Consider the following 18,473-nt stretch of genomic DNA (forward strand, 5'->3'; position numbering starts at 1 on the left):
CTTCTACCTCCATTTAATTAATCCAATGTCCATTCATGTACATCGTACAATGAGCCACCCCAGTATTCCTTAATACCACCAGTCAAATTATCTTGTTTGATGACGATATCGTGTTGGGAATATAGCGGAACGATTGGTGCTTTTTCTTGCAACATAACTTGGAAAGCGTCATAGATTTCTTTCCGTTTGGCACTGTCCGTTTCAGATTTCCCTGCCTCCAGCATGGCATCGATTTCAGCATCTTGGATATGTGCATAGTTGGAGCCGCCTTCTGAACCGAAGTAACTTGCCAAATCCGGGTCAACCGGGACTGCAATTCCACCTAGGTACAAATCAAAATCAGCAGCACGCGCTTTTTCCAAAGTAGTCGGGAAGTCGTAAGTAACTTGTTCAACGGTAAAACCAACTGCTTCCAGTTCCTGCTCAATCAAGTTAGCGGATTGTTCACGCACTTTGTTTCCTGTTGGAACCATCAATTCAATTGGTTCGCTCATGTTATATTCTGATTTTGCGATATAGTCTTTTGCTTTTTCTGGGTCATATGCCAACGGACTCAAATCGTCGTTATAATAAGGGCTCGCTGCCGAATATGGACTCGCAATAACATCCGCATTTCCTTGGAGCAGATTGTCTACGATTGTGTCACGGTTTACCGCGTGGGACATTGCCAAACGAATGTTTTCATCATAACGGGTTGTATTGATATACATATACTGTGCTGTCCAGGAAGGCTGTGTTTCAAGCGTCACACCTTCTACACCGGAAACCATATCGATATCGGAAATGGCAATTTCTCCGATTCCACCACTCGCATTCATGGTGACCCCACCCGTTTGCAACTCCGTTGCCAAGTTTGTACCCGACATAACGCGGATGAATACGGAAGAAACTTTTGGTGCCCCACGATAATAATCTTCGTTGGCAGCCAACTCCATATGGGAATCTTGTACGTATTCAACAAATTTGTAAGGTCCGCTCGTTACGGATGGTTTTGTGAAAGCATCAGATGCATCCAATTCCGCAAAGGGAATGCCTTCTACCACATGTTTAGGTTGGACAAAAATGTTTGTTCCAATCATTTCTTTAACATAGTTCGGGTCAGTTGGGGTTTTCGTTTTGAAAGTTACCGTATGTTCATCCACCGCAACAAGGTTCGGAATTTCCGTTCCTTCTTCCAATTTTCCGGAATTATTCACGCCTTCCAGTGCCGTTAAATAGAGTCCGGTGGTCTGAACTTCTGGATTAGCAAAAAGATTCAATGAGAAGACTACATCATCGGCTGTGATTGGTGTGCCATCCGTCCAAGTTGCGTTCGGATTAAGCTTTACCGTATATGTTTGGTTGTCCGTTGTTTCGAATGAATCGGCCAGTTTTGGTTCAAATTCCAATGGACTCGTCATTTCCAAAAGCGTATCGAAGTAATAACGCTGTACCCATCTGGTTGAAACACCACTGGCATTGATTGGACTCAAGTTACCCATCGGATTCGTCACACCAACATAAAGGGTGTCGCTTGAAGTTTTTGAACTACTGGCTGTTTCCGTTCCTGAGGTGCCTTCCTCTGCTGCATCTGTGTTCCCACAAGCAGCCAACACCATCATACTCGCCGTCATCATAAAACCGATAAATCTTTTATTCATTCTTCTCATTTTCATTCCTCCAATTTTTAGTTTGTCGTGCCGTCAAAGGCATCTCTTAAGCCATCACCGATGAAGTTGATAGATAAAACTGCGAGCACAATCATAATTCCCGCTGGAATCCACAACCATGGTTGGCTGGATAATACAGTTAAAGATTGGGCTTGGGAGAGCATGTTCCCCCAACTTGCTGTTGGTGGTTGAATTCCCATTCCCAAAAAACTAAGGGACGATTCTGTCAATATCGCGCTGGCGATTCCGAAGGTTGCGTTCACGAAGATGCTGGAGAGTACGTTCGGTAGTATCTCCTTGAACAAGATATATGACGTGCTGTAGCCTACAGAAATAGCTGCCTGAATATACTCAGTGTTTTTGATGGTCAAAACATTTCCGCGCACGATGCGACATAACGGAACCCAATTCAATAATCCCAAGACTAAGGTAATGGTCCATACTCCGGGTCCAATAATGCTGACGAGGACGAGGATAACCATGAAGGATGGAAATGACTGGATGATTTCTGTCATCCGCATAATAAAATTGTCTGTTTTCCCTCCAAAAAATCCTGCAACCAATCCCAGTGTCGTTCCGATAACGGTGTAAATCGCTACCGAACTAACACCCACAAACAAGGAGACACGGGAACCATAAATCAAGCGGCTAAAGACATCTCTGCCTATCGCATCGGTCCCCAACCAATAAGTCGCATCTGGTTTGGCCTCGAAATCTGGCGTAATCAAAGTGGGATCAAATTGTGTAATCATGGGTGCGAACACGGCTGCTAGAATCATGCCGGTTAAAACGGTCAATCCCATAACAGCGGGTTTGTGTCTCATAAATCGTTTCAGGACAATTTGACGGTTACTTTCCGTTTTTACTGTTTGTGCAACACTCTGTTCTTGAGGAAACAGGGTATCGTCATTTTTAACGCGTTGAAAATCTGTCGTGATTGAAGCCATTGATTATCCCTACCCTTCTCTGTAACGAATCCGTGGATCAGCTACGGCATAAAATATATCCATCAAGATGTTTGCGACCAATACTGAGATGGCTGAAATCAGTGTAATTGCCATTAAAACATTGTAGTCCCTTGATTGGATTGAGCTAATGGTCAGGGCTCCAAGTCCGGGCCATTGGAAAATTTGTTCGGTAACAATCGCGCCACCTATTAATTTTGGAATATCAGATGCAATGATGGTAATGATAGGAACCAAGGCATTCCGGATACCATGTTTAAAGATAATCTGACTCGGTTTCAATCCTTTAGCTTTAGCTGTTCTTAAATAATTTTCCCCAAAAATATCAATCATGGTTGAACGCACATAACGAACCATATTGGCTGAAATGGTAGAGGCAATAACGGCAACCGGTAAGATGAGATGCTGAACTCTTTCCCAAAACCCGCCATCTGATCCCAAAACTTGCATCCCGCCAGTAGGTAACCATTTCAGCTGAACGGCAAAGATGTAAATCATGAATAATCCGAAAAAGAAATTTGGAATGGATACACCCATAATCGATGAACCTGTGATAAGGTAATCCACCCAAGTGTTTTGCTTAACAGCACTGTAGATTCCGAGTGGGATAGCAATCAGATATGCCACCACTAGGGATGACCCCATCAAGATTACGGTCGGGCCTACTCTTTCCATCAGAATGTTCATAACCGGTTGGCGAGTCGCAAACGAATTACCTAAGTTTCCTTGCAGGAGCTCTTTTAGCCAATAGCCGTAACGAATCAGGAGGGGTTTATCCAGACCTAAGCTTTCTCTCACTTGATTGATTTGCTCTTCAGTAGCATCGGCACTCACATATAAGGTTGCCGGATCTCCTGGTGCAAAGTTAATAATCATATAAGACAGAAAAGTGATAAAAAATAGAACAACGAATCCAATCATAAACCTTTTCCATAAATATTTTTTCATGCTGACACCTCCAAATAGTTCGTAAGCAATACTCAAGTTCTCAGACCAGCAAATAAAAAAAGAAGCCCTTCGCATCGAAGGGCTTCAGAAATGCCAAGCCCTCAATGGTACACAAATGAGGACTCAACTAATTTAATAGTTAGAATCCTAGGGCTTAATTAATAAAATAATTGCTGCATGAGCGTTATTATTCGGATTTGCGAAATAGGTTTGCTTGTTCGTCATAGTTAACGCTCCTTGTCTGTTCTTTAGTGCCCTTACTTTACCTTTACAAAATGAGAATGTCAAACCATTTTTTAATTTATTTTTAATCATAATTTTGGTTTTGAATTAGTTAGCGTTTACAAAAGTTGACGCCTCGGCTTTATGAGAAATGAAACTTTTTTTATATTTGTTGATGATGAGAAACACCGGTTCAGCAAAAGATTAGAGAATAATCCGTAAAAGAAAAAAGTCAAAGCGATCTATTTCCGCTCTGACTTTCGTTATTATTTAGTTAAGCCATATCCAAATTTATAAACATTTCCCGATGTATCTTCATAAGCATAGGTCATGCCTTCACGGAAGTATTTGTCCTTGTCATATCCCGGAACATCATTGCGGGATACACAAACGCCATGTTCGTCTACCGCAATAACAGCCGTATTTTTCGGCAAAGTCAGCGGCAATTTACCTTTTGGTTGATAATTGCCAATTAAAACTTCCAGCTGTGCCTTAAGGAAGGTATCATAGCCAGCGATTAAAATATCTACCTTTGGCTCTACATTTCCTAAAATCCACGGCAACGTGATATTTACGCTGGCAACCACTGTCTTCCCGGCTGCTCGCATCTCATCAGCGATTTTTTCAAAGCGCTTATAATTGGAAAGAGTCGTTTCTTTATAAGTATCACCATTCATGGCAATGTTTGTCTTATCTTCACAAATTTCCAGTTCCAGTAAACCTGGAGTAGCATTGAAGTAATCACCACTTTCAGGTTGTAGGAACAAGATTGCTGTCTCAGCTTCCTTATAGTCATCAACGAGTGAAATGCCTAACTCTTTTGCAACTTCGCGTGCATTTCGAGTAATTTTTTCTGCTTTTTCCAAGTTTTTATGGAAAGCTTCCACATAAACTTTGTCTTTGCCGACTGGCAAACCTGCTTCATTTTTCAATAATGTCACGGATTTAAGATGAGCTTCATAAGCTTTTTCTCTACCTGCTTGCTCTAAACGAACAGCTTTCGCAGCTTCGACATCCACGTATGTCTTATCATCAAACAACCCGAGATCAAACATTTCCTTCAACAACCGTACGTTTGCTTGGTCGATACGTTGGGGTGCAATGAAGTTCTTCACAACAGCTGCTTTTAAATTCCCGACATCATTAGTTGCGCCAATAATGTCCGTTCCAGCATTCACAACTTTGGCAAAACGAACCGGAACACTTGCCTCTTCCATTCCCCAAGCCGTATTATCTGTTACTCCGGAATCAGAGTTAACATAGCCCTTGAAGCCAAGTTTATCCCGCAATAAAGTTTGGAGCATATACGCATTAAAAGCCATTCCCACTTCTTCAAAGGGTACAATTTCCCCCTCAATTGCTTGCCAATGACTTTTTTCAATGCTTGGTGCAGAATAATAAGGCATGATGGAGCTGGGGTTTTTTTCTACTGCTTTAGTAAACGGTGGTAAATGATAATCTTCCAAACTGCCAGGAGTGCGGTATACATTCCATTTACCGGCTAAGTAGTGCGGATCAAACCCATTTTCACGTGGTCCACCACCCGGGAAATGCTTGATTGTCATCGCAATGGAATCTTCAGACAGTTTCTCTCCCTGGATACCCGGAATCAAGCGGCTAATGATCTCTCCAACCAAATCAGGATTTTCACCGAATGTCCCATACGACCGTTGCCATCTTGGATCTGTTACAATATCGGCCATATACATGTACCCCTTGCGGATTCCTGCAGCCAACCACTCTTTACGCACCGTTTCAGCAAATTCCTCCACTAATGTATAATCAGCATCAGCTGATAACTCACCTTGGACAGCAGCCGCTATTCCCAATGTTCCTGGGTAGAGTGAGAAACTACCTTCTGTTTTATCACCTTCAATGGTAACGTCACTGTTTTCATTACGAGAGTTCGATGCAATAAGAGCCGGAATTCCTAAGCGTGTTGCCTCCGCTACTTCATTAACTTTGTTAACCCATTCCGCAATATCTTCGCTTGGCATATTGTCGCGCAAAATGAAATGACGTAATTTCAATCGTTCCATTGTTTCTGTCGAAGGGTACTTATCGCGACGTTTCATTGGTGAGCCATCAGCCTTTTCGAATTCTTCATCCAAAACTTGTGTATTGTCGCCTTCTTTTTTCGCTTTACCCATATTCATTTGGTTGATGAGCATCATACCCACTTTTTCATCAGTAGTCATTTGGCTAACTAAATCTTTAGCACGTTCTTCGCTTGTCAACCGCCAATCCTCATAAGCATCCAAGATACCGTTTCCATTTAAATCTTTAAATTTGAATCCATCCACTTCAATAAGTGATTTACTCGTTACTGTTAAGTCTGGTTGTTTCATTAATAATGCTCCCTCCAAATTATCACTATTTTGATTATAGTATATTTATCATTTTTAAGAAAGGTGTCGATGAGTATAAAAATTTTAATAAAAAGTCGTTAATGATACAATAATTGCATAATAATCATGTCGTTTAACAGTGTAGGACAGGTAATTTTCCTATTGGAGGAATAGATATGACTAAAATATATATGCGTCTACTTTTCCCAAGTTTGGCATTGCTTATTTTCATTAGTTTATTAGGCACCCTTTTGTTGGAATGGACCCCGGGTTCATGGCAAGTACTCGTTTCATTTGCTTGCGGTTTGTTTGCTTATTCCCTTATGCTGACCCAAGTGTTGATTTCCGTTAGAATCAAGGTCATCGAGCACCATATCGGCCTGCCAAATTTATATGCGGTCCACGGCTTTATGGGAATGGCAGCACTCTTAGCGGTCCTCATTCACTTCCTGAATCAATGGAATGGTTTCGCCGTTATTTTTTCCGGTCAAGTATCCACTGCCTCACTTTTTGGTTTTATCGGGGCTTTCTCGCTCCTTATCGTCATATTGACAGGTGTTTTTGTGCTCTCCAACACCTTCATCAAGCGCTCCAAAAAATTAATGAAACGGAAAGATACTATATATAAACGTGAGCGGCAATTATGGTTGCACCGTTTATCATTATTGGCAATCGTGGCCATATATTTCCACTTGTTCAACTTGCGTTTCGTCTCCTCAAATGCCATATTCATGACCTTATTGACTACCTACACTATTGTGGTTTTAGGTTGGTATGCTATCTACAAAATAAACTTGATGCGTTTACCAAGGTATAGCGTCCACAGCATTAGCAAGCCGACCCAAAGCTTATACCAGCTCGAATTAATTCCGGCTGACAATCAACCTGTTCTGACATATAAAGCAGGACAATATGCCTTCCTGAGGTTTGTCGATTCAGATGTAGCAAATGAAAGTCACCCCTTTTCCCTCTCGAGTTCCCCTGAACACAGCAAGGAAAAACTCCAAATGATTATCAAAGAGTCAGGTGACTTCACCCGGACCCTCAATCAAGTCAAGTCCGGTGATAAAGTGACTCTAGATGGCCCTTATGGGGATTATTTCCCTAAAGACGCTGCAATGTCTAGAACGCCGATGGTTCTTCTTTCCGGTGGTATCGGTGTTACACCCAACTTGAGCATTTTACGCCACGAAATCGCGAATAAATCCGATCGGCGCATTTTCTTTGTCTGGGGCTTGGCTACTAAAGAGGATATTATGTTGGTCGAAGAATTGGACCGACTGGAAAAAGAATTCCCTAATTTCACTTATCATTTTATCTTCAGCAATGAGGAAGTGCCAGGGTATGCCCATGGATTCATTTCCCCCAAATATTTACAGGAAATTGGTGCGGGAGATCTTTATGATGAAGCCCATTATTATATTTGTGGGCCACCTCCGATGCTGAATGCCGCTAAAAAAATGTTGGCAGATAATCATGTTGATCCAGAACGGATTTTCTTGGAAGAATTTGCGTTTTAAATACAAAAAGGGCCAGGACACGTGTCCTGGCCCTTTTTAGATTATGCTTTCATTCCTGGTTCAGCGTCATAAGACTTCTGGACAGCAGGATGCCGTTTACCTAATTTATCATCGGTGGTTTTTTGCCATACTGCATCCATTTTCTCTTTAATCATCGGAATCATTTTTTCCGGGATAAGGTTGCGGTAAGTCTTGGTTTCACCCAAAATGACTTTGATGGCTGGTTCCGTTACTTCATCGGGATCGAACTGCTCCATAGCAAAAGCGAGCTTTTCGTAATCAAAGACGCGCGTAGCAGGATCATCATCCCAATTTTTCCAGGTTTCAAATTCACGGTCGTTGAATCCCGTCAAATAAGGACCTGGATTTATGGTTGCGACTTCGACTTTAAATTCTTGCAATTCCATACTCAATGCTTCCGCAAAAGCCTCAACCGCATGCTTGGAAGCCGCGTACGGGCCCGAAAATGGATTTGCAGCCAGTCCAGAAATGGACGATACGAATATGATTCTTCCTTTTTTATTCTGCACCATCTTGCGCGCAAATTCTTTTGTTAAAATCATGGGTGCAATCGCATTTACTTCCATTTGACGGCGCAAGTTTTCTTCTGGGATATCCACTAAGGAGCCTCCCTCTTTAATACCGGCATTGTTCACCAAAATATCGACGTCCCATTTCCAGGCTTTTTCGCGGTCTTTAGGATTCGTTACATCGAGTTGTTCGAGTCTCAGTTCCAACCCTTTTTCCCGTGCTTCTTTTTCCAAAGCCGATACTTGCGACATTACTTCGACACCGGCAATGACATCATGTCCCTTTTCCGCTAATCTAAAGGCGATATTTTTACCGAAGCCCGTCCCTGCACCTGTTATCAGAATCGTTTTTTTACGCATAAAAAATCCTCCTCTTGTTTTACTGCCTTACAAAATAAGCGTAACAACAAAAAGAGGCATTTCCTAATGATATGGATCAAGGAATTTTAGTGATTATATGTGTATTAAAAAGAAATAAACTTGCACCCAGCCCCAGAATGGCTACCAGGCTAATCATTAATTGATGCTCATACCCTGACAGAAAAAGAATGGATAATAGTGGTGTAAAAGACATTAATAAATATATAATTTTTGCACTTTTGCGCATGTGTATCATGAGTTTGTCGCCCTTTTTAACTTGCAGCTTATTACTGCGAAAGCCTTGTTGGGTAACTTGAATCATTGCTTCTTCTGTTGGCAGTTCCATCTCAATGGTTTGGTTATCATTAATTCTTGCAACTTTATCACCATTTATACGGATTTTTACTGATACAAGGAGACCAATCCAACCCGTCTTACGCGTAATTTTTACTGACACATCCAATCCCTCCTGCCAGAATATTTGTTAAGGTTATTGTATCAAACCTCCTAAAAAAAACTAGTCACGGCACCATGCTGCCGCGACTAGCCAAAAAATCCATTTTACAAATAAGCTGCTATTTCATTTTCGAAAGACAGTGGTTCTTCAGTTGGCCCGAAGCGTTTGATGACATCCCCGTTTTTATCTACCAGGAACTTGGTGAAATTCCACTTGATGGCACTTCCCAAAATACCTTTGGTTTCTTCAGTTAAAAGTTTGAAAAGAGGATGGGCATCTTTTCCATTTATTGTTACAATTTTATGCATGGGGAATGATACACCATAAGTCATTCGGCATGACTCAGCGGCTTCGCCCGCAGTAGTCACTTCTTGTTTAAACTGATTGGAAGGAAAACCCAGGACTACAAAATCTTGGTCTTGATATTTTTCAAACAGTTTTTGCAGTTCATCAAACTGGGGGGCAAGACCACATTTGGTCGCTGTATTGACGATCAGCATTGTTTTCCCTTTATAACGGTCTAATTTATATGTTTCGCCATTTTCTGTTGTTACTGAAATATCATAAATCCCCATATCCGTTAACCTCCATTAAATTCAATCATTTATCTCGTCTAGACGTTGTTGTAAACTCGAAAGTTGTCTCATTAAATCGGGTAAATCAATTCCTTCGAAGTTACAGGTTTCCAGTTCCTTGAGAATGGACTGGTTTATTAATCGCTTACTTTCCTTTGCATGCGTTGATAAAAAAATTAGTATGGTTCTTTTATCAGAAGGATGCCGGTTCTTTTCAATCCACCCGCTTGCTTCCATTCTTTTCAGTATCGGATTTAATGTTCCAATCCCCATGCCGGTCTTTGCTCCAATAGAACTGATAGGTACTCCTTCGTCATCCCATAAAGCAAGTAAGACTAAATATTGGGGGAATGTCAGGTTAAAAGTCTGCAGTGCCCGGGCATATATTTTGTTGATGCCACTCGAGGCACGATATAGCCGAAAACATAGCTGTTCATCGAGGCGCCGATCAAAAATAGACTCATCCATTAAATCACCGTTTCTTTAAAAGTTTTCTTGCTTGAAGAATCAATTCCGTCATTTTAACTTCAGGAACAAAATTTCTTTTATTAATGCAATCATAATCATTCTTGCGGACACTATCCATAATACCACTGTACAGTTTTGCGGAAACCAAGACTGGTAACTGACAATCTTTATCAAACAAATGAATACTACCGAAAAAGTTCTGATATCCCTCTTCCGACTCTTTAGCCAGTTCTTCCCATAAACTGATGAAGGCTTGGTCAGGCCCCGCCTGCATCACTTTTTCTAAATGCACATGATGACGGTTCAACAATTCAGTTGGCAAATAGATACGGTCGTTATCGCGGTAATCCTCGCCCACATCCCGTAAAATGTTTGTCAATTGCATTGCAACACCGAGGGATATAGCACTTTCTTTTATTTCCTTGTTTATTCCTTTTTGATGGGCCAGAATGGGCAATAGCATCAATCCGACCGAACCAGCTACATAGTAACTATATTCTTTCAAAGCTGCCAAATCCGTAATTTCTTGAAAGGACAGATCACGTTTCTGCCCTTCAAGTTGATCAAAAAATGGTGCTGCGTCCATATCATAACGGGTAAAAACATCGCGTAACGCTCGCCACATTGGGTGATCAGGCGTCTCTCCCTGGGTGAAGGCAGTCAGCTCCTCTTCCAGTTGCATTAATTTCTTTTTCTTTAACGCTGTCGGCTCGTTCGCGTCCACCGTGTCATCGGCTTGTCGACAAAATGCATAAATTGCATAGACGGCCTCCGCTTTTTCCTTAGGTAACTTTGAAAAGGCCGTATAAAAACTTTTCGAAGAAGCTTTTATCACTTTTTCACAGTAAGCATAATCTTTCTTCAAGTCGGTTCCTGCCATTGCATTCACCCTTTCACTTTATTTATTGTCGTCAAGCATTAATTCATCGGCGGCAATTTTTCCGGATAAAAGGACAATTGGAACACCCGCTCCAGGATGCGTACTACTTCCTGTAAAATAAAGATTTTCGCAAGCTTCTGCTTTCGCTTGCGGGCGGAAGTGGTTACTTTGCAGCAAGGTTGGCTGTAATCCAAAACAAGCACCATTGTAGGCATTAAATCGTTCTTGGAAATCAAGTGGTGTGATCATACTTTCGGAAATTATTTCATTTTCCACATTAGCCATGCCCGGCAAATTGCTGACAGCATCCAAGGCTTTCTTACGATAATACTTGGCAGTTGCTTCGTCGTTCCAATCATAATCAGCTGTTGCCAAGTCTGAAACGGGAACCAAGACATACAGTCCCTCTTTCCCTTCTGGTGCAACAGTAGGATCAACTTTTGAAGCTGCCACGATATAAATAGAAGGATCCTCTACAAATTCCCCGGAAAAGACTTGTTCAAGGTTCTTATCCAGATCCTCAGAAAAGACGAAAGTATGCACGTGTTCCAGTTCCTCATATTTACGATCCATCCCTAAATAAAGTACAAAACAAGAACAGGAATATTTCATCTTATCTATCTTTTCATCCGTATATTTGCCTTTAGCCACTCTATTCTTCACTAAATTCTTCATTGCATAAGGGAAATCAGCATTGCAAACGACATAGTCAGCACTTTGTTCCCCGCCATTTACACGGATACCAGTCGCACGACCCTCTTCAACCACAATTTCTTCAACGGGAGAATTATAGTGGATTTTACCCCCTAACTCCAGGAATACACTTTCCATTCCTTCTGCCATTTTGTGCATACCCCCATCGATATACCAAATACCATAGAGAAGTTCAATCATGGGAATGATCGTGTAGAGTGATGGACCATTATTCGGACTGACGCCAATATACAACGTTTGGAAAGTCAGCATTTGCTGGATTTTTTCATCTTTAACGAATTTGGAGATGGAGTCTGTCGCTGAATCGAATGTTTTTAATTTCAAAGCTTGTTGCAACATAAACGGATTATAGAAATCTTTTTTCTTTCTGAAAGGACGTTGGATGAAATAATCCCGCGCTACCGAGAAACGATCGTAGATACTGCTCAAGTATTGCAGGAATCCAGCCGCATCTTGTGGACTTCTAGCTTCAAGTGTCTTCATAAGCTGAACGAGATCAGAAGAAATATCAATACTTTCCGTTCCTCTATCGAAATAAGAACGATACATGGGGTCCAGACGTTTCATTGGAATGTAGTCATCCGGATTCTTACCGGCGAACTCAAAAACCTCACGATAAAGCTCCGGCATCATCACAATGGTTGGGCCTAAATCAAATTTAAAGCCATCTTTTTCAATAACATGCATCTTCCCACCAGGAATACTTTCTTTTTCATAAATCTCAACTGCATAACCTTCTTTTTGTAAGCGAATAGCACTTGATAAACCCGCTACCCCTGCTCCTATTACGATTACCTTCTTTTTCTCACTATACATGCCGCACCGTCTCTTTCGAATTTTATTAGTATTACCCCTATCATATTTTATATCTTGTACGATGTAAACAATAATAACCCAAAAAAGTAAAAAAGAAAACGTTTTACATCGTGTGCGATATAAGGTAAGATGATTTTGATATTCAAAATGTATTATTAAACGGAGGGACAGACATGCATCAGGCAAAAACAGCAATAGTGATCGGTGGCGGTTTAGGTGGACTTTCTGCAGCAGTATCCTTGGCACAGCGTGGCTTCAAAGTGTCACTTTATGAAAAAAATGGACACTTAGGTGGAAAACTCAACCGTTTAAACACAGACGGCTTTGGTTTCGATTTAGGTCCCTCTATTCTGACAATGAAGCCTATTTTTGAAAAACTCTTTACTAATAGTGATGTAAAGATGGAAGATTACATTTCGACGGAACGGGTAGAGCATGAATGGCGTTCCTTCTTTCCCGATGGCAGTATTTTGGATCTCTACGGCGACTTGGAAAAAATGGCTGAACAAAATTCAGAATTAAGTAAACAGGATATGGATGAGTACCGGGAATTTCTGGAATATGCCCGCAAACTATATGAAATCACCGAAGAAGGTTATTTTAACGAGGGGCTCGATAATACGGGTGAAGTGTTCCGTCATCATGGGCTCATTGATTCAATCAAGGGTTTCGATCTTCTTACAACGATGTATGATGCGATTGCAAAACGCATCCAAAATCAAAAATTGCGGGACATGCTTGCTTATTTCATCAAATATGTGGGCTCTTCTCCTTACGATGCACCTGCTGTTTTAAATATGATGATTTATATGCAACATAAACAAGGCATTTGGTATGTACCGGGTGGCATGCATGGGATAGCTGACGGCATTGTAAAACTAGGGAAAGAAATCGGTGTTGATTTCTATACGAACCAGGAAATTATTCGCCTGAATTCCGATGGTGACAAAATTGTATCGGCTGAACTTGCAGATGGTACGTTAGTAGAAGCTGATTATTTTATTTCCAATATGGAAGTTATTCCAGCTTATGACAAGTTATTGGGCGAGAGTGAAAAATTCACCAAAAAGCTGGAAGAAAAATTCGAACCGGCAAGTTCCGGATTGGTTCTTCACCTAGGTGTTAAAGGTGAGTACCCACAGCTTGCACATCATAACTTTTTCTTTTCAAAAAACCCGGAAAAAAGCTTTAATCAAATTTTCCATAAGCACGAACTACCCGATGATCCAACGATTTATTTGGTAAATGTCAATAAAACGGATGAGTCCCAGACGATCCCTGGCCACGAGAACATAAAGGTCCTCCCCCATATCCCCTATATACAGGACAAACCTTTTACAAAAGCGGACTATGATGCATTAGAGGAACGGGTGCTCATCAAGTTGGAAGAGATGGGCTTGACTGATTTACGCAAAAGAACGGTTGTAAAAAATAGATGGTTGCCGGAAGATATTCAAGAGACCTATTACTCCCATCGTGGTGCTATTTACGGAACAGTCTCAAACCGTAAAGCAAATCGCGGTTTCAAGCATGAAAAAGAGAGTGAGAAATATGACAATCTCTATTTTGTAGGCGGAACGGTCAACCCAGGTGGCGGTATGCCAATGGTTACTCTCAGTGGCCAACAAGTGAGTGATAAAATCGTCAAAAAAGAACAAAACCGATAATGAGGTGTCCTGTTTATGGTTACCAATAATCTGGATCTGATTGAAGACATTCAAAAAATACAGCGTCAACGCAGTTGCGAGTTAGGGTGTACAGGATTAGATCATCGGCTTTACGCCCTCTCACAACTAAAACGACTATTAGAGGAACATGAGTCCGAATGGCTCCTGGCTCTGAAAAAAGATCTTGGTAAACCGGCAGTAGAAGCTTATGCTTCTGAGCTGGGGGTGTTGTTGAATGAAATTGAATATGCAGAGAAGAATTTAGCTGACTGGTTAAAACCTCTTTCACAGGGTCGCTTTTTATTGTCAGGCAAAGATAAAGTCGTCACTTCTTATTATCCTTATGGCAGTGTGTTGGTTTTAGCCCCCTGGAATTATCCTTTACAGTTAGCATTGATGCCGGTCATTGGTGCGCTGGCGGGTGGAAATGGCGTTGTTCTAAAACCTTCCGAATTTGCGCCAGCAACAAGTAAACTCCTCTCGAAACTTGTGCCTGTTTATTTTCCAAAAAAGGTTTTATATGTGGTTGAGGGGGACAGCAAAGTTGCAGAAAGTTTAACCAGGCTGCAATGGGACTTCATTTTTTTCACGGGGAGTCCTGAGACCGGCACGAAAGTGTATGAGGCAGCGGCGAGTCATTTAACCCCGGTTTTATTGGAATTAGGTGGGAAGAATCCCTGTATTTTGGATGAATCTGGTGTTAATGATGCGGCGGTCAAAAAGATTGCTTGGGGCAAATTCTTAAATGCGGGCCAAAGTTGTATCGCTCCGGATACGATATATGTTCCTCGTGAACAGTTGGGTTCGTTTCTGGAAAAAATGAAATCACAGATTCAAGCATTCTATGGAGTAGATCCGCAACTTTCGCCAGATTATGGGCGGATTATTCATGCTGAACAGTTCCACAAAGTTTTACGTTATTTGGATGATGGGAAGATTTATTACGGTGGTGAATATTCTGAGGAAAACCGCTATATTGCGCCGACTTTATTGGTGGATGTTAAACCCGGCAGTGAGGTTACCAAAGATGAGATATTTGGGCCCATTCTTCCCGTAATCCCTTATGATTCGCTGGACGATCTGAAAGCAGAATTGAATCGGCTACCGATTCCTTTGTGTATATATGTTTTTAGTTCAAAAAAAGAAACGATTGAGGAATTGCAAAAAGGTTTGGAAAGTGGATCTTTCAGCATTAATGAAGTTATTATGCACGCAGTGAATCCTTTTGTAGCATTTGGTGGGAAAGGAAAGAGCGGCCTTGGCAGATATCATGGTGAGGCTAGTTTCCAAGCTTTTACTTATCCACGAGCTGTTTATTCCAAAAAGGCTCCCCTAGGACTTTCCAAGCAATTTCCACCCTACTCAAAATCAGCACTACAAGCCTTACGAAAACTACGGAAAAAAATTTTCTAAGGAGGGAGAATCGTGCTTTATATTTATGTCATTATTTTAGTTTTATCGTTATTAAGTGGATTGGCGATGCTCTGGCATGTTCCAACGCTTACGGAAAATAGGGAGCAGCTCAAAAAAAGAAATAAACACGTATCCATTATTATTCCAGCTAGAAATGAAGAGAAAAATTTGCCGATTCTCCTGGATTCCTTAAGAAAACAAACTTACCAACCACTTGAAATTTTAGTCATCGATGATCATTCCCAAGACCAGACTGCCCTCATTGCCAAAAAATACGGTGCAGAGGTTATTCAATTTAAAGCCGACAAGTCTGGCTGGGTTGGCAAGTCAGCGGCCTGTTGGTATGGCGCCCAAGCCGCAGCTGGGGATTGGTTATTGTTTCTGGATGCGGATATCTTTTTCCCAGAAACCGATAGCCTCCTTCGAATTATAAATCACTTTCAAGAAGAAGGCGTTCTTTCAATTCAACCCTACCACATAGTCCATCACCTATACGAAAACTTATCAACTGTTTTTAATATTATGGTCCTTACCGGAATGAATTATTTTTCTGTTTTAGGAAACCGTCTGAGACCTGCGGGTGCTTTTGGTCCGTCATTGCTTTGTACAAGGTCCGCTTATTTTCAAGTAGGTGGCCACAAAAAAGTTCGTGACTCCATTATGGAGAATGTTGCACTAGGGAAATACTTCCACGAACAGGATTTTCCGGTTTCACTCTTTTCGGGTAAACATACTTTGCATTTTCGGATGTATCCTGATGGGATTGGTAGTCTGGCTGAGGGCTGGGCTAAAAGTTTTGCTTCCGGTTCAGTCGCGACGCATCCTTTTCTATTAATTTGCACGAGCTTCTGGATAACCGGTGCTCTAACTACATTTTTCTATTTAATAGTTGCCGCTTTGCTAGGAAAGCCTTTTGAATTATTAGTTGCTATTGTTGGATATCTCTTGTATTTCATGCTGTTTTTCAGAATGGCAAGGAAATCTGGTCGCTTCTATTGGCTCGCTTTATTTTGTTATCCAGTGCTATTTATTTATTTCGTCTTTCTTTTTGGTTGGTCGGCTCTCCAAACATTCGTGTTCAAAAGTGTCTCCTGGAAAGGGCGAAAAATAAAACTTTAGGAGGTTGCCATATGTTCGTCACGTTACCTGTCGCGTGGATTATCATCCTTGATTTTGTAGCTTGGTTTTTCTTCCATATGGCAATCTCTCTCTTCTTCATGAAAGTTCCCGATGACTGGTATGCGCGGACGGAAAAAGGTTTCCGGCCATGGGAATGGGAACGGAACGGCGATTTTTGGAACAGCCTCTTCGGCATCCGCAATTGGAAAAGGTTCCTCCCGGACGGCAGCATAATTGTTAAAAATGCCTATAACAAAACCAATTTACAGGGCACGGATTTAGACGGCCTGCGGAAATTCATCATTGAGACCAAACGGGCCGAACTGACGCATTGGGCCTTGATTCCACCCGCATTTCTTTTTTTCATCTGGAATCCACCCTGGGCTGGTAGTATCATGGTAATCTATGCCCTCTTGGCAAATATCCCTTTCATCATGGCGCAACGCTATAACCGTCCCCGTTTGGAACGACTCTACAAACTGATTTTGCGTCGCCAGCAACGACAAGCAGTGCAGGAAAAACCGTGATTACCAATTTTCAGCCATATTTCTTCTGGTGCTCTTTCTTCAGCTTGAGGTAGTCTTGATCTTCCCTCACGATTTTCCATTTTTCCATGAATATGGCTGCGGAGGCTGCCTTTTCTTCATTAAGCGTCCGTTCTTTTATTTCGCCTTTTTCATCGTACTTCCTGCCGCCCTTATAGTTGGCATAGCGTCGGGAGCGGGTGTATCCCATCTGTAGAAATTTCCTGGCCATATCCATTCCCACAAAATCTGCGGCTTTCTTGTAATCCAGGTACATCTGATATATTTTTTCAGATGACTCCTTGGCAATTTCTGGAGTTTTGAAGCGCCAGTGCGGAAGAATTTCGCTCTTGTAAGGTTCTACAAGCAGAACACCCTGTTCTCCTCGACCCACTCTGTACAGTTCAGGTTGTTCGCGAAAATTGATATTATCAAAATCGAGTTCGTAATTGAATGTCATTTTTCCCACCTCCTTAATAGTTTCATTCATGACAAACCATACTCCACTAAATCATTCAAATCAACTATCTTGGCTACAAAAAATAGATATATCAAAGGTCATGAAAACCTTGATATATCTATTTTTTTCAGTATGCCGGATGCAGGACTTGAACCTGTGACCCCCGCGTTACGAGTGCGATGCTCTACCAACTGAGCTAATCCGGCTTTTGATGTGCTAGCACATACAAGAATTATTATAAAACTATTTTGAGAAAAGTAAAGAGGACTTTTATTTCAAAGTCCTCTCCAATAAGCTGTGTCCTACTTCTTTTCTGCCATGACATCAGCATATTTATCAGGTTTTTTATCAAATTGCGTAACTACATAAGAACATTGTGCAACAATCTTCTTGCCTTCTTTACGCATTTCATCTACTAAATGATCAAGCATCTTTTCGGCTACTCCTTGACCACGCAATGAAGGATCAACAAAGGTATGGTTAGCTCCCACTGTGTTATCATCAATCGGCTTGTAAGTGATTTCTGCTACCATCTTCCCTGATTCATCCAGCTTTCGATAGCCATTGCCATGTTTAACAAACTCCATAATAATTCCCCTCTCATTTTCCAATATCAAGTTCAGTTTAGCATTGAAGATAGTAAAAAGATAATAATTTGTATTTGAGGGCACCAAAAAACACCTTAGATTAATAAATAATCCAAGGTGTTTTAATTTTGCGCGGCAGCGTCCTACTCTCACAAAGGGAAACCCTTCACTACAATCGGCGCTAAGAAGCTTAACTTCTGTGTTCGGGATGGGAACAGGTGTGGCCTTCTCGCCATCGCCACCGCACATCT

Annotated in this window: 17 protein-coding genes, 1 tRNA gene and 1 rRNA gene; 5 read left to right on the forward strand and 14 right to left on the reverse strand. The window is 41.4% G+C overall.

What is annotated here, in order from left to right; all coding sequences use genetic code 11:
- Positions 1 to 17 precede the first annotated feature (17 nt).
- From ACTU7M_RS06495 to ACTU7M_RS06510, 4 genes are all read right to left on the reverse strand, one after another.
- Positions 18 to 1,649 (reverse strand): ABC transporter substrate-binding protein, encoded by a 1,632-nt coding sequence (locus ACTU7M_RS06495; protein ID WP_443473573.1) that lies wholly within the window; start codon positions 1,647 to 1,649, stop codon positions 18 to 20.
- A gap of 17 nt (positions 1,650 to 1,666) precedes the next feature.
- Positions 1,667 to 2,596, reverse strand: a complete 930-nt coding sequence (gene opp4C, locus ACTU7M_RS06500; protein WP_443473574.1) for an oligopeptide ABC transporter permease — start codon at positions 2,594 to 2,596, stop codon at positions 1,667 to 1,669.
- A gap of 9 nt (positions 2,597 to 2,605) precedes the next feature.
- Positions 2,606 to 3,562, reverse strand: a complete 957-nt coding sequence (locus ACTU7M_RS06505; RefSeq protein WP_443473575.1) for an ABC transporter permease — start codon at positions 3,560 to 3,562, stop codon at positions 2,606 to 2,608.
- 488 nt (positions 3,563 to 4,050) lie between these two features.
- Positions 4,051 to 6,132: a glycoside hydrolase family 3 protein gene (locus ACTU7M_RS06510; protein ID WP_443473576.1), complete on the reverse strand. Its 2,082-nt coding sequence runs from the start codon at positions 6,130 to 6,132 to the stop codon at positions 4,051 to 4,053.
- Between the two features lie 176 nt (positions 6,133 to 6,308).
- Here ACTU7M_RS06510 and ACTU7M_RS06515 point away from each other — a divergent pair, with 176 nt between their 5' ends.
- Positions 6,309 to 7,652: a ferredoxin reductase family protein gene (locus tag ACTU7M_RS06515; RefSeq protein WP_443473577.1), complete on the forward strand. Its 1,344-nt coding sequence runs from the start codon at positions 6,309 to 6,311 to the stop codon at positions 7,650 to 7,652.
- Positions 7,653 to 7,693: 41 nt separating this feature from the next.
- On the opposite strand, the gene ACTU7M_RS06520 is transcribed toward ACTU7M_RS06515, so the two are convergent.
- The 6 genes from ACTU7M_RS06520 to ACTU7M_RS06545 all read right to left on the reverse strand — a co-directional run bounded on the left by ACTU7M_RS06520 (position 7,694) and on the right by ACTU7M_RS06545 (position 12,452).
- The gene (locus ACTU7M_RS06520; RefSeq protein WP_443473578.1) at positions 7,694 to 8,542 is read right to left on the reverse strand and encodes an SDR family oxidoreductase; all 849 of its coding nucleotides are present in this window, start codon (positions 8,540 to 8,542) and stop codon (positions 7,694 to 7,696) included.
- Between the two features lie 76 nt (positions 8,543 to 8,618).
- Complete coding sequence (locus ACTU7M_RS06525) at positions 8,619 to 8,999, reverse strand: hypothetical protein (protein ID WP_443473579.1); 381 nt, start codon at positions 8,997 to 8,999, stop codon at positions 8,619 to 8,621.
- Positions 9,000 to 9,103: 104 nt separating this feature from the next.
- Positions 9,104 to 9,574, reverse strand: coding sequence for a glutathione peroxidase (locus ACTU7M_RS06530; RefSeq protein ID WP_443473580.1), 471 nt, complete (start codon positions 9,572 to 9,574; stop codon positions 9,104 to 9,106).
- Between the two features lie 21 nt (positions 9,575 to 9,595).
- Complete coding sequence (locus tag ACTU7M_RS06535; RefSeq protein WP_443473581.1) at positions 9,596 to 10,042, reverse strand: MarR family winged helix-turn-helix transcriptional regulator; 447 nt, start codon at positions 10,040 to 10,042, stop codon at positions 9,596 to 9,598.
- Between the two features lie 4 nt (positions 10,043 to 10,046).
- Positions 10,047 to 10,922, reverse strand: coding sequence for a phytoene/squalene synthase family protein (locus tag ACTU7M_RS06540; RefSeq protein WP_443473582.1), 876 nt, complete (start codon positions 10,920 to 10,922; stop codon positions 10,047 to 10,049).
- Between the two features lie 18 nt (positions 10,923 to 10,940).
- Positions 10,941 to 12,452, reverse strand: a complete 1,512-nt coding sequence (locus ACTU7M_RS06545; protein WP_443473583.1) for a phytoene desaturase family protein — start codon at positions 12,450 to 12,452, stop codon at positions 10,941 to 10,943.
- A gap of 173 nt (positions 12,453 to 12,625) precedes the next feature.
- Here ACTU7M_RS06545 and ACTU7M_RS06550 point away from each other — a divergent pair, with 173 nt between their 5' ends.
- The 4 genes from ACTU7M_RS06550 to ACTU7M_RS06565 are packed head-to-tail and all read left to right on the forward strand — an operon-like array spanning position 12,626 to position 17,178.
- Positions 12,626 to 14,119 carry a phytoene desaturase family protein gene (locus ACTU7M_RS06550; RefSeq protein ID WP_443473584.1) on the forward strand — a complete coding sequence of 498 codons (1,494 nt, stop codon included), beginning with the start codon at positions 12,626 to 12,628 and terminating at the stop codon, positions 14,117 to 14,119.
- Positions 14,120 to 14,134: 15 nt separating this feature from the next.
- The gene (locus ACTU7M_RS06555; protein WP_443473585.1) at positions 14,135 to 15,532 is read left to right on the forward strand and encodes an aldehyde dehydrogenase family protein; all 1,398 of its coding nucleotides are present in this window, start codon (positions 14,135 to 14,137) and stop codon (positions 15,530 to 15,532) included.
- Between the two features lie 12 nt (positions 15,533 to 15,544).
- Positions 15,545 to 16,651 (forward strand): glycosyltransferase, encoded by a 1,107-nt coding sequence (locus ACTU7M_RS06560; protein WP_443473586.1) that lies wholly within the window; start codon positions 15,545 to 15,547, stop codon positions 16,649 to 16,651.
- Between the two features lie 11 nt (positions 16,652 to 16,662).
- Entirely contained in the window at positions 16,663 to 17,178 is a 516-nt protein-coding gene (locus ACTU7M_RS06565; protein WP_443473587.1) for a glycosyl-4,4'-diaponeurosporenoate acyltransferase CrtO family protein, read from the forward strand.
- Positions 17,179 to 17,188: 10 nt separating this feature from the next.
- Here the strand turns inward: ACTU7M_RS06565 and ACTU7M_RS06570 are convergent, their stop codons facing one another.
- The 4 genes from ACTU7M_RS06570 to rrf form a co-directional block, all read right to left on the reverse strand.
- Positions 17,189 to 17,635, reverse strand: a complete 447-nt coding sequence (locus ACTU7M_RS06570) for a DUF4385 domain-containing protein (protein ID WP_443473588.1) — start codon at positions 17,633 to 17,635, stop codon at positions 17,189 to 17,191.
- Positions 17,636 to 17,768: 133 nt separating this feature from the next.
- Positions 17,769 to 17,841 (reverse strand) — tRNA-Thr (locus ACTU7M_RS06575).
- 96 nt (positions 17,842 to 17,937) lie between these two features.
- Positions 17,938 to 18,222 carry a GNAT family N-acetyltransferase gene (locus ACTU7M_RS06580; protein WP_443473597.1) on the reverse strand — a complete coding sequence of 95 codons (285 nt, stop codon included), beginning with the start codon at positions 18,220 to 18,222 and terminating at the stop codon, positions 17,938 to 17,940.
- A gap of 130 nt (positions 18,223 to 18,352) precedes the next feature.
- A 5S ribosomal RNA gene (gene rrf / locus ACTU7M_RS06585) occupies positions 18,353 to 18,468 on the reverse strand.
- Positions 18,469 to 18,473: the final 5 nt, after the last annotated feature.

Source organism: Jeotgalibaca sp. A122, from assembly GCF_052266715.1.
In the GTDB taxonomy this organism is placed as follows: Bacteria; Bacillota; Bacilli; order Lactobacillales; family Aerococcaceae; genus Jeotgalibaca.

What these genes read in the sequence shown, in the direction of transcription:
- ACTU7M_RS06550 (WP_443473584.1), top strand. Translation starts at nt 12,626, where the DNA reads ATGCATCAGGCAAAAACAGCAATAGTGATCGGTGGCGGTTTAGGTGGA.
- ACTU7M_RS06505 (WP_443473575.1), bottom strand. Translation starts at nt 3,562, where the DNA reads ATGAAAAAATATTTATGGAAAAGGTTTATGATTGGATTCGTTGTTCTA.
- ACTU7M_RS06555 (WP_443473585.1), top strand. Translation starts at nt 14,135, where the DNA reads ATGGTTACCAATAATCTGGATCTGATTGAAGACATTCAAAAAATACAG.
- ACTU7M_RS06570 (WP_443473588.1), bottom strand. Translation starts at nt 17,635, where the DNA reads ATGACATTCAATTACGAACTCGATTTTGATAATATCAATTTTCGCGAA.
- ACTU7M_RS06495 (WP_443473573.1), bottom strand. Translation starts at nt 1,649, where the DNA reads ATGAGAAGAATGAATAAAAGATTTATCGGTTTTATGATGACGGCGAGT.
- ACTU7M_RS06530 (WP_443473580.1), bottom strand. Translation starts at nt 9,574, where the DNA reads ATGGGGATTTATGATATTTCAGTAACAACAGAAAATGGCGAAACATAT.
- opp4C (WP_443473574.1), bottom strand. Translation starts at nt 2,596, where the DNA reads ATGGCTTCAATCACGACAGATTTTCAACGCGTTAAAAATGACGATACC.
- ACTU7M_RS06535 (WP_443473581.1), bottom strand. Translation starts at nt 10,042, where the DNA reads ATGGATGAGTCTATTTTTGATCGGCGCCTCGATGAACAGCTATGTTTT.
- ACTU7M_RS06515 (WP_443473577.1), top strand. Translation starts at nt 6,309, where the DNA reads ATGACTAAAATATATATGCGTCTACTTTTCCCAAGTTTGGCATTGCTT.
- ACTU7M_RS06510 (WP_443473576.1), bottom strand. Translation starts at nt 6,132, where the DNA reads ATGAAACAACCAGACTTAACAGTAACGAGTAAATCACTTATTGAAGTG.
- ACTU7M_RS06520 (WP_443473578.1), bottom strand. Translation starts at nt 8,542, where the DNA reads ATGCGTAAAAAAACGATTCTGATAACAGGTGCAGGGACGGGCTTCGGT.
- ACTU7M_RS06545 (WP_443473583.1), bottom strand. Translation starts at nt 12,452, where the DNA reads ATGTATAGTGAGAAAAAGAAGGTAATCGTAATAGGAGCAGGGGTAGCG.
- ACTU7M_RS06565 (WP_443473587.1), top strand. Translation starts at nt 16,663, where the DNA reads ATGTTCGTCACGTTACCTGTCGCGTGGATTATCATCCTTGATTTTGTA.
- ACTU7M_RS06580 (WP_443473597.1), bottom strand. Translation starts at nt 18,222, where the DNA reads ATGGAGTTTGTTAAACATGGCAATGGCTATCGAAAGCTGGATGAATCA.
- ACTU7M_RS06540 (WP_443473582.1), bottom strand. Translation starts at nt 10,922, where the DNA reads ATGGCAGGAACCGACTTGAAGAAAGATTATGCTTACTGTGAAAAAGTG.